This window comes from Paenibacillus intestini (genome assembly GCF_030803945.1).
Classification (GTDB): domain Bacteria; phylum Bacillota; class Bacilli; order Paenibacillales; family Paenibacillaceae; genus Paenibacillus; species Paenibacillus polysaccharolyticus.
In genome coordinates, this window is sequence record NZ_JAURUN010000004.1 from 135,498 (window position 1) to 149,971 (window position 14,474).

The following is a 14,474-nucleotide window of genomic DNA, read 5'->3' on the forward strand; positions in this document are numbered from 1 at the left end:
TTACACCATCAAAGGGCACCTAATCATTACAGAAAAGCAAATCCTACAAAAACAGGACCGGAAAATGATTCATCCAGTCCTGTTTGCTCGTGCTGTTATGTCACTTGAATGCTCTCAATACCTGTGAACACTAAAGATGCTCCGCAAACCGAATGACCTTTCGATCGCTGTTATCCCCAGAATTCTCTGATCCATTAATTAGTTGGTGGAATTCCGGTGATAAAGGCGAGCGCTTCGCTTCTTCAGGTTCTTTCGGTTTGCTCCGTCTGCGTGTTCACACCCTGAACATCTCAAATACAAACAGCACGAGCAATATTTATAAGTAATACTAGTATTTAAGGTCGGTGTAGAGTGGGTATTGATCCGTCAGTGCAGTCACTTCTGCGCGTGCCTGATCAAGTGTTGCTGTATCTTTTGGATTTTTAAGAGTTTTCGCAATGATCTTACCGATCGCTACCATTGCTTTCTCGTCCATACCACGGGAAGTCGCAGCAGGTGTACCAATACGGATACCGCTTGTAATGAACGGGCTTGTTGGATCGAATGGAATCGCGTTTTTGTTCACGGTAATACCGATGGAATCAAGCACATGTTCCGCTTCTTTACCCGTGATGTTTACGCTACGAGTATCAATCAGCATCAAGTGATTGTCTGTACCGCCGGATACAATGTTCAATCCTTCAGCGATCAATGTTTCAGCCAGCACCTGTGCGTTTTTCACCACGTTCTGAGCATACGTTTTGAACGAAGGTTGCAATGCTTCACCAAACGCTACAGCTTTTGAAGCGATCACGTGCATCAAAGGTCCACCTTGGGAACCTGGGAATACCGCTTTATCAATGGCAGCTGCCCAGGACTTGCGGCACAGGATCATACCGCCACGTGGTCCGCGCAATGTTTTGTGTGTTGTTGTTGTAACGAAGTGTGCATGTGGCACCGGGTTAGGATGCAGTCCAGCTGCAACAAGTCCTGCGATGTGTGCCATATCAACCATGAACAGCGCGCCAACATCATTGGCGATGGAAGCCAGCTTCTCAAAATCAATCGTACGTGGGTATGCACTTGCACCTGCTACGATCAGACGAGGACGATGTTTGAATGCTGCTTTGCGAACTTCATCATAATCAATGAGGAATGTATCTTCTTGAACACCATACGCAACGAAGTTGTAAAGCAAACCAGAAGCATTAACCGGGCTACCATGGGTCAAGTGACCGCCATGTGCCAGGTTCATACCCAGAACGGTATCACCAGGCTTCAATGCTGCCAGATATACAGCCATGTTCGCTTGTGCACCGGAGTGCGGTTGCACGTTCGCATGTTCTGCACCAAACAGTTCTTTCGCGCGATCACGCGCGATATCTTCAACGATATCGACATGCTCACAGCCACCATAGTAACGTTTGCCTGGATAACCTTCAGCGTACTTATTCGTCAGAACGGAGCCGAGTGCTTCAATTACCGCTTCACTTACGATGTTCTCGGATGCGATCAGCTCGATGTTGTTCTGTTGACGTTTCAGTTCAAGATTCATCGCTTCCAATACTGCAGGGTCATTTTTACGCAATTGTTCCATGATTAAATTCCTCCTAAATTATAATGAAGTTATAAAGCGAGCCTTCAGGTTACACTCCTGACTTCGATTGCATCACCATCTTACGATCACTGTTATCCCCAAATTTCTTTGAACCCCTTTGATAAAGGGGAAATTCGGTGATAAACGTGAACGCTTCGCTTCTCCAGATTGGTGTTGCACTCTCCGTTTACGTGTAAACATCATTTCACTTTATACGTTAGTCACAAAAGGTAGAATCAGGTTGTTCTTCCATTCGATAAACCGCACGTTCGCCGCCAATCAGCTTCGGACGTGTAAGTGCTGCTGTGACACGAGCCTCTCCAATGTAACGAAGCGATGTCCGAAAAGGAACCGCAACATGGCGAAGATGCATGCCAATCATAGTCTCTCCGATATCCATACCTGCATGGGCTTGAACATGCTCAGCCAGACATGGATCGGACAGTGAACGATAGGCGGTAGATGCCATGGAACCACCAGCCTTCGGCACAGGTACAGCGCCAACCTCTGTCAGTCCGAGCCGCTCAAGCAACCCACGTTCCATCACAAGCGCTCGATTCAGGTGCTCACAGCACTGGAATACAGTGTCGAAACCAAACTCTGTCTGCACCTCGCGAATACCTGCAAGCAACTGATCTGCCACGTCGACGGCACCGCTTGTTCCGATGCGCTGACCTGCAACTTCACTTGTACTCGTGCCAATAACAACAACATGGCCAGAGCCAAGTTTACCGGCTGTCGCCAGTTCGCGCAGGATTGATGCTGTCTGTTGTTGCAATCCGGGTTGTTCTGAATCCAGTTCAATAGTCATCCTATCGCCTCCCGATAAAATCATGCCCGTCATCTTGTGATCATTTTGCTCAACGCATACGTTGCATGGCATTTCAGGTACTATTATAGCGAAAAATCAGATGAAAGACGAAAAAAAGAGCAGTCTGCGGGTATCGCAGAATTGCTCTTTTGCCCAGGCGACCGGCCGTTTGTTCCGGTGCTCCATTGTGGTTGTGCCCACTTCGTCGCCAGTTACACCGGATCCCTGTTCTCCCCTTCATCATAAATCAACCCCACTTTAAAATCAACGGTTAATTTACATTCCATGTTCTGTTTCTGTATCTTGTCTCTGTACAGCTGAATTATTCAAGCTTATCCAGAAGCTTGGATAACGCTGTACGAATCTCTGCTGCCGCAATATTGTAATCGTCCCGGCTACCACCAAACGGATCGGAGATATCAAAACTCGGAATACGCTGCCGAATTTCGATTGCACGCTCCCTCTCCGAGGCTAGAATTTCCTGGCCCAGGGCCCGTTTCATCTCCAGTGTAGCAAACAGGCTGTCCAATTCCTCCAGATCTTGAAGCACTTGTGTATCATTCTCGGCATATTCCTTCAGCGTGTAGGTCTTCTGAATGGAATTCGGGAACACCTGCATCACATGTTGCTTATGACTCCGGGTTAACGTCAGAATCAGATCTGCCCATTCGACCAACGCTTCACTAAGCTGTGTAGACTGGGATGGGCCCTCTGCCTGATGATCCTTCAAAACTGCTTCGGCATGACGTGATATCGGCATGCCTGACGATGCAGCCACACCTGCTGAACGAACATGTACCTCGATACCGCGCTCGGCTGCAAGTTTCCGCAGAAGCCCTTCTGCCATGGGGCTGCGGCACGTGTTTCCTGTACATACAAACAAAATATGTTTCATTGTGATAGCCTCCCCATATAATCAAGATGTGAACTACCTATCTTATCGTTCAACCGCTTTATTTTTTAAAATATAAACAAAAGTCCAAAGGCAAGCAAGATCGCCCCGCCTACAGCTTCACCGTAATCGCCCAAATTCTGACTTACCCTACGTCCCAGAAGCAGCCCCATGATCGACATCAAACCACCGCAGAAACCAAAGGCCAAGATCGTCAGGACAAGATCACTGCTGAACATACCGAGCGATACCCCGACAGAGAATGAATCTACGCTGACACTAAGCGAAAACAAAAGAATACCCAGCAAAGATCGATGATCGACCAGCTTGGTTTCCCCTTCACGAAATGCATTTAAAATCATGTGAGCACCTAACAGTACCAGCAGGCTGCCTGCTGCATAATTCGTAATATTGCCCAGCAAGGAACTGACATACTTACCCATATACATGCCAGCAAGCGGCATGATGACATGAAACAGTGCCGTAACGGTACTAATTTTCAGTACATCACGTAGCCGTATACCCTTCATGCCAATGCCGATGCCCAGCGAGAATGCATCAAGCCCCAGCGCAACCGCCATAATCAGAATGGTTACCAACTGCCCTACATGGGCAGACACATCCCACATCCTCATACCCCCAAGTCACATAAGGTTCTTGTACACGATATGCGGACAAGAACTCAAACATGACGGTTACAGGGAAACGGAGCTAGGAAGTATGGATACAGCTTTCGGAGAAAAAAACAGATCAAGGGCGCCCTTGCTAATATGAAAATAGTAGATTGGGACGTTAAACGTGACGACTGCATGCAAGCGAGATGAATGCTTGCAAAAGTTGAGGCTCGCTCCTGATCCTGTGGGCAGGAGCGTTTAGGTAGGCGGCTCAGCCAACTTGAATAAGTTGGTTGCCTGCCGCCTTGAGCAGCCGGTTCATGACGGCTGCTCCCAGCCCTTCGCGCGAGCAGGCTTCCGCCACAATATATGTGGCGCCCTGCTCATCGCAGCTGCGCAGCGCGGCGTATAGCCTGCGCGCAGCTTCTTGTAGCTCGCTGGCGTTACCCAGCGAGAATACGGCATCGGCGCGGTACTGCTCCGCGTGCTCGGCGAACGCCAGCACCGCGGTACGCTCTCCGCGCTGCGCCGCCTCCGCCAGGGCGGCGCGGGTCCAGGCCGCCACCGCTGCGGGCGGCCCCTCTACCACGCACAGCGCCCCTGCGGGTGCGTAGTGCGTGTACTTCATGCCCGGCGAGCGCGGCGCCGGGCTGTTGCTGTCGCCACCGGACCCCTCGGCGAGAAGCGCCGGGTCCGTGGCGACACGGGCGGCTACGGCGGACAGCTGTTCCGCCGTGATGCCGCCAGGGCGCAGGATGGTGACGGTACCGTCGTCACCGGCCTGCACCACGGTGGACTCGACGCCCACCCCCGTGGGGCCGCCGTCCACAATGCCGCCGATGCGGCCATCCAGATCCTCCCGCACATGTGCGGCGAGGGTTGGGCTAGGCCGCCCGGAGCGGTTCGCACTTGGCGCAGCCACGGGGCATGCCGCCGCCGCAATGAGTGGCAGCGCCACCGGGTGGTCCGGCATGCGCACGGCCACCGTGTCCAGCCCGGCAGTGACCCGCGGGGACACCGCCCCTGGCCTAACCGGCAGCACCAGCGTCAGCGGGCCTGGCCAGAAGGCCGCCATCAGCGCTTCCGCTGTTGCATTCACCTCAGTGACCAGTTCATGCAGCTGGTCACGGTGCGCGATATGCACAATCAGCGGATTGTCGGATGGCCGCCCTTTGGCGGCAAATACTGCCTCCACTGCTTCCGTGCTGCGAGCGTCTGCGCCGAGGCCGTAGACCGTCTCGGTCGGGAAGGCAACCGTCTCCCCTTGACGAAGGCAGGCCGCGGCAGCCTGCAAGTCAGCGAGCGCCGCTTCGCGGGCGGCGTTTCCCTTTTTCACATCCGATACTGGGGAAATCTCTTGAACGTGCACATTTATGTTCTCGCCCTCACTCTGCTCATGCACCAGTGCTCTGACATCCCAAAAGGCTGTATTGTGTTCCACCTCGGCTCTCTCTACCGCCGCATGATCATGCTTGTCCTCTAATGAGGGTTGTTGTACCTTTTCGTGCTCTCTGTTCATATATATCATCATCCCTAAACTTCAAGTAGGTTCAATTTCAGTACATATAAGTATACCATATCTATAACGTTACAGGTTCGATCCAACCATAGGGTACTTCTCCCGCATATCCTGTTCATGTAGAAAAGGAAGCTCCCTGCACATTTGCAACGAAACTTCCATCCCTTAGTTTTTTATTCTATATTGCACTGCATTTTAATATGTCTTATATTCGTTGTTAGGCGAATAAAGTTACTACCCAATCCCATATTTTCACAGCCACATCCCACAGGAAGAATCTCGCTTCAGGCGTTTCACCTTGCACAGTTGCTTTCACCTCTACAGCATCCCCAGCTGAGGCAGAGACTGTCGTTGTCGTTGGTTTAGCCAGCGCGTCCCCTGTACTTGCATCGATGAAACAGAGTGGCGGGAACAGTACACACCACCAGTTCTGCCCTTTGCCTTCGCCCAGCGTAATCCGTACCGCTTCATACTCGCCAGCAGGGTATACCGTACCCCCATACAGCTTTGTTGGAAAAGGAACCGTGCCAAGCTCCACCTGATAATCATAAGTTAGACCACGTTTCATTAGCTCTTCTCCTACCCGATTCTCAATCTCGGACAGATGTTCACGAATGACATACCGAGCCTGCTCCAGACTTTGCGGATTTTCCAGCGCCCCAACCCATTCGCCCATCTGTGCAACGACCGCATCCCGAATCTCGCGTTTCACGAGCTGATCTCCCGCCGCATCGGAATTCGCTAGAATCCGCAAACGGATCGATTGCTCCGGAATAGTAGTAGCAGCAACAGCCGCATCGGTTTTCTGACCTTCCCACATCATAATGATCATCATAAGACATACAAGGATAAGTCCAATTTGTTTACCAATTCGTCTGTTCATCCCGTTCTCCCCCTCGGTTCCGATATCCAGCTGCAACTCTCTCATGTCTATCAGTATGCCCGGTAGAGGAAGAAGTAAACCTAGTACAAACCAGAAATCTATTAAAGTTTTTCATAGAAACGGATGAATTGGCTTTATAGATCGGGAAAGAAAAGAGATTCCTTACTAAAAGGAGATGATTTCAGCACTCATTTATTCTACGAAATGCCCCTAAACCATCTCTTCTCGGGCATATAAAAAAAGCTTAGTGACCACTAAGCTTTTTTTCGAAGACAGTAATGGATTAGATGCTACTTTAATCTGAATAATCCCTCCAACTCGTGAAAAACACAACTACATCGCGCTATTCTCTTTTTTCTTTTTCATCAGACTCCGAATCCGCTGCATCCACGATGGTGATTGCTCCTCTGGAAACCATTCATCCTCGTCTTCATCACCATACAACTTAATGCTCATCACCAGCCCAATACAGGCCATGTTAATCAGCAGAGACGTACCGCCATAACTAATAAACGGCAAGGTAATGCCTGTCAGTGGCATGAGGCCAAGGAATGCACCTACATTTTCAAACACCTGATAGAGTAACATCCCGATAATACCCACAATGATAATGGGTCCGGCCCGTTCTTTGCACTCCAGTGCGATTAACACCATCCGGTGGATAAGGATAAAATATAACAGGATTAAGAGCGAAGCTCCGACAAAACCAAATTCCTCCGCGACCACCACAAAGATGGAATCCGAATACGTATACGGCACACGTCCGCTTTGAACCGAAGTTCCTTCCAAAAAACCCTTGCCCATAATCCCGCCCGATCCGATGGCAAGTCCTGCATTTTTTGTATGCCACATCGCTTTGGCTGTGGCTTTCTCGGGTACAAGCCACGGATCGATCCGTTCAGCCCAGTGCTCCCGTTTGATCTTTTCCATAAAGGCGAATATTTCATCATGGTAGAAGGTATACGATTTGATGAAACCAATAAAGAAAGCACCCACAATCGCCAGCCCGATTAACGCATGTTTCAGCTTTATATTGCCGATCCATAAAATAGCAACCAGAATGACCACATAACCGAGAGCGTTACCCAGGTCATTCTGAGCCATAACCAGTGCGAAGGGAGTAAATGTCCAGAGCCCAATCGGTACGACATCTCTCCAGAACCCGAGCTCCCCACGTTTACGCTTCACAATTAAATGGGCAAGAAATAGAACAAGGATCATTTTGAACAATTCCGCAGGTTGAAACGAAATGCTTTCCGTGATTTTCAGCCAGCCATTCGCGTTATTCAACGTACTTCCAAGCACATTGGCCAGGATCAAGAAAATAATGCCTATACCATATAGAAGAAAAGCGTATTTTACGTACAACTTGTAATTAAACAAACCAATCCCGATGACTGCAATGAACCCAACCACGTAGAAATAGATCGTTTTCACATGATGATTCGCGAGTTTGGGATCAAAGCGTGTTCCACTATAAATCGCAAGTATACTAATCGCCATTAACAACAACAGAACAAAAAGAATGACGCCATCCAGCTTCTTTACCGTTTTCCACATGATGTTTGAATATCCCCCTAGTTCACACATCGCACTTTACCAATAATGATCAATATTACCATTGTACCTAATTGGATGGGAGAATGGAAATCCGGTTGATTTTAAAGCAAAAAACCTTGAAAGTCCGTTCCCCAGCGAATGCCGGGAAGAACGATTCCAAGGTTGATCTGACTTCTTTTTCAATATTGCTGTAAACATTCATGTTCACTGTTCCGGTTGCTCCTGTTGCACAGGTTTGCGTCTGAACAGCTTCAAGATCAGTTCCGTAATACTCGGTTGCTCCGCTGCTCCCAGGATATCTTCATTCTCTTCGGTGTGTACCTTGATACTCATGGCAATCCCCATACTGATCATGTTAATGAGCAGTGATGTTCCTCCATAACTAATGAATGGCAAGGTGATACCTGTCAGTGGCATGAGTCCTATAAACGGTCCGATATTGACAAAGACCTGATACAGAATCATCGCAATAATACCTACAATCAAATAAGCACCTACGCGATCCTTACATTCCAAAGCGATTAAGACTAGCCTATGAATCAGGATGAAATACAATAAAAGAAGTACCGATGCGCCAACAAAGCCAAACTCTTCACCAATCTGTACAAAAATCGAGTCTGCATAGGCCAGAGGTACCCGATTGGATTGAATGGTGGTACCTTCCATGTAACCCTTACCCGTAACCCCACCAGAACCAATGGCAAGTTTGGCATTGTACGTCTGCCACAATACGTCTCTGGATGTCAGTTCAGGTACAAGCCATGGGTCAAACCGTTCTGCCCAGTGTGCACGTTTAATATCTTTGAGGAAACTTGTAATTTCATCATGATAATGAATGTATGCTTGTATGCCAGCAACGATAGCACTTACCGCCAGTACAAAACCAATCAATGCATGTGAAAATTTGATATTGCCGATCCATAATAAACCGATCCAGATAAAAATATAACTGAGCACCGCACCCAGGTCATTTTGCAACAACACAAGCAGCAAGGGCGGCAGCACACACAAACTGATCGGAATGACATCTCGCCCAAAAAACAAAGGCCTGTTCTTCTTCCTAGCGAGCAGTGTCGATAACATGACAATCAGACATAGCTTGAACAACTCCGAAGGCTGAAGACTGATTCCGCCAATCGAAAGCCAACCTTGGGCTCCGTAATACTCATTACCAATGAACAAAACCAGAACTAACAGTAACAGACCCAGCCCATAGATATATAAATAATTTTTGACGATAAATTTATAGTTGATCATGGACATTCCGAAAAAAACAACAAAACCCAAAACATAAAATACAATCATATTTTTGGAGAATCCCTCAACCTTTGGACGACCAAACGTAGTACTGTAAATGGCCATTATACTAATGACCATCAGGATCACCAAAATAAAAACGATGGAGTAGTCGATCTTTTTGAATTTGTGCAGCATGTCTTTATGTTCCTCCAAGCATTCAGAAAATCTTCGGCATACCCCATTGTAGAGGATTTCGCGGCAAAAAGAAAACTTACGTGCCTTACATTTTTGTCACCTGTTCCGAAGGTCGAACACCCAGGACATGCCGCTCAATTCCGGCAAGGTCGGGAACGATGATAATCTCTGGCCAGTGCCCCGCCGATTCCAGCAAAGCCGCCACGTCGTGAGCCTGGCCCATGCCCAGCTCAAAACCGACAATCTGCGGCGGCGCAGGCAGCAGATTCAACTGCTCTACCATGATGCGGTACGGGGCGAGCCCGTCCGGACCGCCATCCAGAGCGAGGCGCGGCTCATGATCGCGCACCTCCTGCTGTAACCCGGCGATATCTCCCGCCGGGATGTAGGGCGGGTTGGACACCAGGATGTCCAACCGCTCCCCAGCGAACGGTGCAAGCAGATCGCCTTCACGGAAGTCGATCTGTACGCCGTTCGCGGCCGCGTTGCGCGCGGCCACGTGCAGGGCATCCGCCGAGAGATCCCCGGCGGACACCTGCCACTGCGGGCGAAGCGAAGCCATCGTGACCGCGATGGCGCCGCTGCCCGTGCCAATGTCGACGGCGCGCACGGCACCGCCGGCGCTGGCAAACACGCGGTCTGCTGCGCGTAGCACAGCTTCGACCAGCAACTCGGTCTCCGGCCGCGGAATCAGCACGGCCGGCGTGACCTCGAACGGCAGCCCGTAGAATTCCTGGCTGCCGATAATGTACTGCGCCGGCTCACCCGCAGCCTTGCGCGTGACGGCGTCTTCCCAGCGGTTACGCAGCCCGCTGGGGAACGGCTCCGGCTGCATCATGTAATACTGGGCGCCATAGACGCCCAGTACATGCTCCAGCAGCAGCCGTGCATTATTGTGCGGCTCGTACACGCCGCACTTCTCCAAAAAAGAGGAAGCCTCTACGAAGGCTTCCCGGCAACTCTGCTCCGGCGTCATTACAAACGTTCCGCCCGTCACAGATTATTCTCCTCTATCCATCATCTCGGTCTGCTGAGCAATCGTCAGTGCAGACAAGATATCTTCAATCTCACCGTTCATGATTTGATCCAGCTTGTGCATCGTCAGACCGATGCGGTGATCGGTTACACGGCTTTGCGGGAAGTTGTACGTACGAATCCGCTCACTGCGGTCACCCGTTCCCACTTTGCTTTTACGCTCTACGGAGATTTTCGCTTCTTCTTCCATCCGTTTCATATCAAAGATACGTGTACGCAGAACTTGCAACGCTTTTTCTTTGTTGGAGTTCTGGGATTTACCATCCTGACACGTTGCTACGATACCTGTTGGCACGTGAGTTACCCGTACTGCCGATTTCGTTGTGTTAACCGATTGTCCACCGGCACCACTGGAACAGAACGTATCCACACGAATGTCTTTATCATGAATTTCGATATCAAAATCTTCCGCTTCAGGCATTACCGCAACGGTCGAAGTCGATGTATGAATCCGTCCACCGGATTCCGTTGTCGGGATACGTTGTACACGGTGTGCACCGCTCTCGTATTTCATTTTGCTGTACGCGCCGCGTCCGTTGATCATGAATACAACCTCTTTGAATCCACCGAGATCGTTCGTGTTCACATCCATCAGCTCGACTTTCCAGCCTTGTGCATCTGCATAACGGGTATACATCCGGTACAAATCCGCCGCAAACAATGCCGCTTCATCTCCACCAGCCGCGCCGCGAATTTCCACAATAACGTTTTTGTCGTCATTCGGATCTTTGGGTAGCATGAGTACACGAATCAGATCATCCAGTTCTTTCTGGCGAGCGGACAGTTCTTCAATCTCCATTTTGACCATCTCGCGCATCTCGTCATCCAGCTTCTCGCCTTGCATTTCCTTCGCAGCTTCCAGATCCTCGCTTACCTGTTTGTACTCATTGTACGCATCGTATGTCGGCTGAAGATCGGATTGCTCCTTCGAATATTCACGCAGCTTTTTGTTATCACTAGCTACATCCGGGTCACACAAAAGCTCGCTCAGCTTGTCATAACGATCGGCCAATGCCTGCAATTTATCCAACATGTATAGTCACCTCACGTTTTATTTTGTCTTTGCACATGCCGTATTTCATAACGAAACAACATGCACACCTGCTGTATATATCTATCATTCAAAATTCCACAAACCACAGGATTCTTCTGAATCCCCTGACCGCAGCATCTCATTCGAATTCTGTGTTATATGATCGACGTATAACCTCGCTACAACGTCATCAAATCCTTTACTTTTAAAGTGATATAAAGAAATCGCCTACCGCCAAAAGCCCTTGTCTCATCTCATCGATTAAAACAAAGATTTTATCATGGGTATACGACTCTTAATTATAGCATATGCTTATGCCTCTGGCTAGAGCAATTCGTCCTCCAACTGCTCCAGCACAACACTCCACCATGTTTCTTCATCAAGCAAACTTACAGGGTCTTTCTCTGTATAAAATAAACGGAGTTGCTTCACTGCTTCATCTTTTCCGGACTGCTCTTTTTGCGTTAAACGAGGTTTAATCTCTCCGCGTCGAAATGCTTCCAGCTTCGCTTCCGCTTGTTCCAGTGTCATGACCGTGGGCTCATAGGCTTTGGAGTGCTCCTCTACGATTGCCGTGTACCTGCTCAGAAACGCCAGAAACAGGTGGAGACTGCTGTTCATTACAGCATACTCTCCACTCTGCACATCGACTCTATACAGTATGCCCGTTCCAGCTTCCACCCCAAGAATGGCCGTCTGCTCATCCCATTCATAACCGATGGGTAACAGCGTTTTGAGATCATCCGATGTCCTCATTAACTCCATATCCGGCAATGGGTTGAACCTAATACCAAGTACATCTTCACCGTCCAACGTAAGCTGTGGCAAGCCAGAATGAAGCAGTAACTCCTGTGTTTCTTCGGTTAAATTCGCTTTTTCTACAAGCAGAGGATCGTATCGAACACACCGGGACGTTATATCCACTCTTGCCACCTCCTCCAAAGGTCCTTCTTTCTTTTATTATATCCATCATGGGTAAACAATCCAGTGAAAACGGAATCAACCTTGCATATACTGACCGTTGTTTCGGATTAAAATGCAAACAAAAACAGCACTATTCCCCTACGAAAGAGATAGTGCTGTTCTTTATTTTAACCGGTAAACCTCTGAAGGCTGACCCGTCTTTAATCCTATTTTTTAAAAATTACACGTTGAAACGGAAATGCATCACGTCGCCGTCATTTACCACGTACTCTTTACCTTCCAGACGCAGTTGACCGCGCTCTTTGGCACCGTTCATGGAACCTGCAGCAACCAGATCGTCATAAGAAACAACCTCTGCACGGATGAATCCGCGTTCGAAGTCGGTGTGAATGACACCCGCTGCGCCAGGCGCTTTAGTTCCTTTACGGATGGTCCATGCACGAACCTCTTGTACACCCGCTGTAAAGTACGTATACAATCCGAGCAATTTATAAGCCGCTTTGATAAGCAAGTTCAGACCGGAATCCTCGATCCCGAGCTCTTCCAGGAACATTTGTTTATCTTCGCCTTCCAGTTCGGAGATTTCTTCCTCCACTTTTGCACTGATCGGCACCACTTCTGCATTTTCAGCAGCTGCGAACTCACGTACCTTTTGCACATATGCATTGTTCGCTACATCACCGATTTCGTCTTCAGCCACATTGGCCGCATACAGAACGGGTTTCAGCGTAAGCAAGTGCAAGTCACGTACAATCAGACGCTCTTCGTCTGTCAGCTCCATGCTACGTGCAGGCTTGTCTTCATAGAGGACCGCTTTGACTTTCTCCAATACTTCCACTTCTTGAGCAGCCGTTTTGTTGCCACCCTTCATGTTTTTCTTGGAACGGTCGATTTTTTTCTCAACACTCTCGATGTCCGCCAGGATCAACTCCAGGTTAATCGTCTGAATGTCACTTACAGGATCAATCTTGCCATCGACGTGAGTGATGTTCTCGTCTACGAAACAACGAACAACGTGCACAATGGCATCCACTTCACGGATGTGGGCAAGGAACTTGTTACCCAGGCCTTCACCTTTGGAAGCTCCGCGTACCAGACCTGCGATGTCTACGAATTCAAATGCGGTAGGCACTGTTTTTTTCGGTACAACGAGTTCTGTCAATTTGTCCAAACGCTCGTCCGGTACTTCAACGATCCCCACGTTCGGGTCAATCGTACAAAACGGATAGTTTGCAGACTCGGCACCTGCTTGTGTAATTGCATTAAACAATGTAGATTTACCAACGTTCGGCAAACCAACGATTCCTGCTTTCAAAGCCATGTATATGACAACTCCTCATTCATTACTTGTTCGGTATGGATAATCCTATCCATTATATATGACAAACCCCAAGGCATCAAGGAACTTCGCCGACTCATCGGCAATCATCCTCATCTTTAAATCCCGTGACTCATGCTAGCCTTTGATCTCCTTATACATCGTCAAGTCTGTCACTTCATAGCCCATCTTGCGATACAGGCTGCTTGCCCGCTCATTATGTCCAAACACATGCAGCCCGATGCGATCCACCCCAAGACTTCGCGCGGTCTTTTCGAGTGCATCCATCGTTTCTGTGCCGTATCCTTTGCCGCGATATGCTTCTTCCACCACGATATCCAGCAGAAAAGCTTCTTTCCCCCGGCGATTCTCCGTAATATTAAACCAGAGGTATCCGACAATGCCGTCCACCGGATGCATCAGATTAAACACATATGCCCCTGGCGTCTCTAATCCTTCCGGCAGATAACGCTCATACGATTCCTCTGCCCGTTGTAGCGCTTCTTCTGGCGCCCACGTTCCTGCTTCTACTTTTTCCTGTGCAAAATCTTCAATTGAACGTCTGCGAAAACTCGCAAATTGTTCCGTATTCATTGGAGACAGTTCCATGTTATTTCCTCCTGATCTAGTTGTGATCACTTGAGTGTGATTGTTACGATGGCCTACGTATGAACTTTATGTACAGTCTAGTACACTTACAAATCAGCACCTCTTCAAGTACCTCATTACATGAACCACATTAAATGAACCTTATTCCAAGCGCTTCAACTTCTTATGTTGAGCACTCATCCTAATCGACTTTACACGTTTCCAAGCATTTATCTTATTGCTCTGCTCGTTCTCCTTCATATTGTACCTTATTGTTTGAACTTACA

The 14,474-nt window shown here is 48.8% G+C and carries 13 protein-coding genes and 1 riboswitch; all 13 genes read right to left on the reverse strand.

Annotated features, from left to right (window positions below; translation table 11 throughout):
- Window positions 1-328 precede the first annotated feature (328 nt).
- The 13 genes from glyA to J2T16_RS13975 all read right to left on the reverse strand — a co-directional run bounded on the left by glyA (window position 329) and on the right by J2T16_RS13975 (window position 14,208).
- Window positions 329-1,576, reverse strand: coding sequence for a serine hydroxymethyltransferase (gene glyA / locus J2T16_RS13915; protein ID WP_167375780.1), 1,248 nt, complete (start codon window positions 1,574-1,576; stop codon window positions 329-331).
- A 217-nt stretch (window positions 1,577-1,793) separates the two neighbouring features.
- On the reverse strand, window positions 1,794-2,387 hold the full coding sequence (locus tag J2T16_RS13920; protein WP_336121755.1) for a TIGR01440 family protein: 594 nt from the start codon (window positions 2,385-2,387) through the stop codon (window positions 1,794-1,796).
- A 144-nt stretch (window positions 2,388-2,531) separates the two neighbouring features.
- Window positions 2,532-2,613, reverse strand: a riboswitch (ZMP/ZTP riboswitch).
- 96 nt (window positions 2,614-2,709) lie between these two features.
- Window positions 2,710-3,282 carry a low molecular weight protein arginine phosphatase gene (locus J2T16_RS13925; protein ID WP_090922833.1) on the reverse strand — a complete coding sequence of 191 codons (573 nt, stop codon included), beginning with the start codon at window positions 3,280-3,282 and terminating at the stop codon, window positions 2,710-2,712.
- A gap of 65 nt (window positions 3,283-3,347) precedes the next feature.
- Window positions 3,348-3,908, reverse strand: a complete 561-nt coding sequence (locus J2T16_RS13930; RefSeq protein ID WP_336121754.1) for a manganese efflux pump MntP — start codon at window positions 3,906-3,908, stop codon at window positions 3,348-3,350.
- Window positions 3,909-4,164: 256 nt separating this feature from the next.
- A complete protein-coding gene (locus tag J2T16_RS13935) occupies window positions 4,165-5,424 on the reverse strand; it encodes an L-threonylcarbamoyladenylate synthase (RefSeq protein WP_260511161.1) in 1,260 nt (419 codons plus the stop codon).
- A 205-nt stretch (window positions 5,425-5,629) separates the two neighbouring features.
- The gene (gene spoIIR, locus J2T16_RS13940; RefSeq protein WP_221791295.1) at window positions 5,630-6,295 is read right to left on the reverse strand and encodes a stage II sporulation protein R; all 666 of its coding nucleotides are present in this window, start codon (window positions 6,293-6,295) and stop codon (window positions 5,630-5,632) included.
- Between the two features lie 333 nt (window positions 6,296-6,628).
- Complete coding sequence (locus tag J2T16_RS13945) at window positions 6,629-7,855, reverse strand: FtsW/RodA/SpoVE family cell cycle protein (RefSeq protein WP_499018527.1); 1,227 nt, start codon at window positions 7,853-7,855, stop codon at window positions 6,629-6,631.
- Window positions 7,856-8,059: 204 nt separating this feature from the next.
- Window positions 8,060-9,289: an FtsW/RodA/SpoVE family cell cycle protein gene (locus J2T16_RS13950; protein WP_221791297.1), complete on the reverse strand. Its 1,230-nt coding sequence runs from the start codon at window positions 9,287-9,289 to the stop codon at window positions 8,060-8,062.
- A gap of 85 nt (window positions 9,290-9,374) precedes the next feature.
- Window positions 9,375-10,265: a peptide chain release factor N(5)-glutamine methyltransferase gene (gene prmC / locus J2T16_RS13955; RefSeq protein ID WP_221791332.1), complete on the reverse strand. Its 891-nt coding sequence runs from the start codon at window positions 10,263-10,265 to the stop codon at window positions 9,375-9,377.
- A 24-nt stretch (window positions 10,266-10,289) separates the two neighbouring features.
- Window positions 10,290-11,357: a peptide chain release factor 1 gene (prfA, locus tag J2T16_RS13960; RefSeq protein WP_123065296.1), complete on the reverse strand. Its 1,068-nt coding sequence runs from the start codon at window positions 11,355-11,357 to the stop codon at window positions 10,290-10,292.
- Between the two features lie 324 nt (window positions 11,358-11,681).
- Window positions 11,682-12,281, reverse strand: coding sequence for an SUKH-4 family immunity protein (locus tag J2T16_RS13965; RefSeq protein ID WP_221791299.1), 600 nt, complete (start codon window positions 12,279-12,281; stop codon window positions 11,682-11,684).
- 220 nt (window positions 12,282-12,501) lie between these two features.
- The gene (gene ychF / locus J2T16_RS13970; RefSeq protein WP_123065294.1) at window positions 12,502-13,602 is read right to left on the reverse strand and encodes a redox-regulated ATPase YchF; all 1,101 of its coding nucleotides are present in this window, start codon (window positions 13,600-13,602) and stop codon (window positions 12,502-12,504) included.
- A 135-nt stretch (window positions 13,603-13,737) separates the two neighbouring features.
- On the reverse strand, window positions 13,738-14,208 hold the full coding sequence (locus J2T16_RS13975) for a GNAT family N-acetyltransferase (protein ID WP_253499709.1): 471 nt from the start codon (window positions 14,206-14,208) through the stop codon (window positions 13,738-13,740).
- Between the last annotated feature and the right edge of the window lie 266 nt (window positions 14,209-14,474).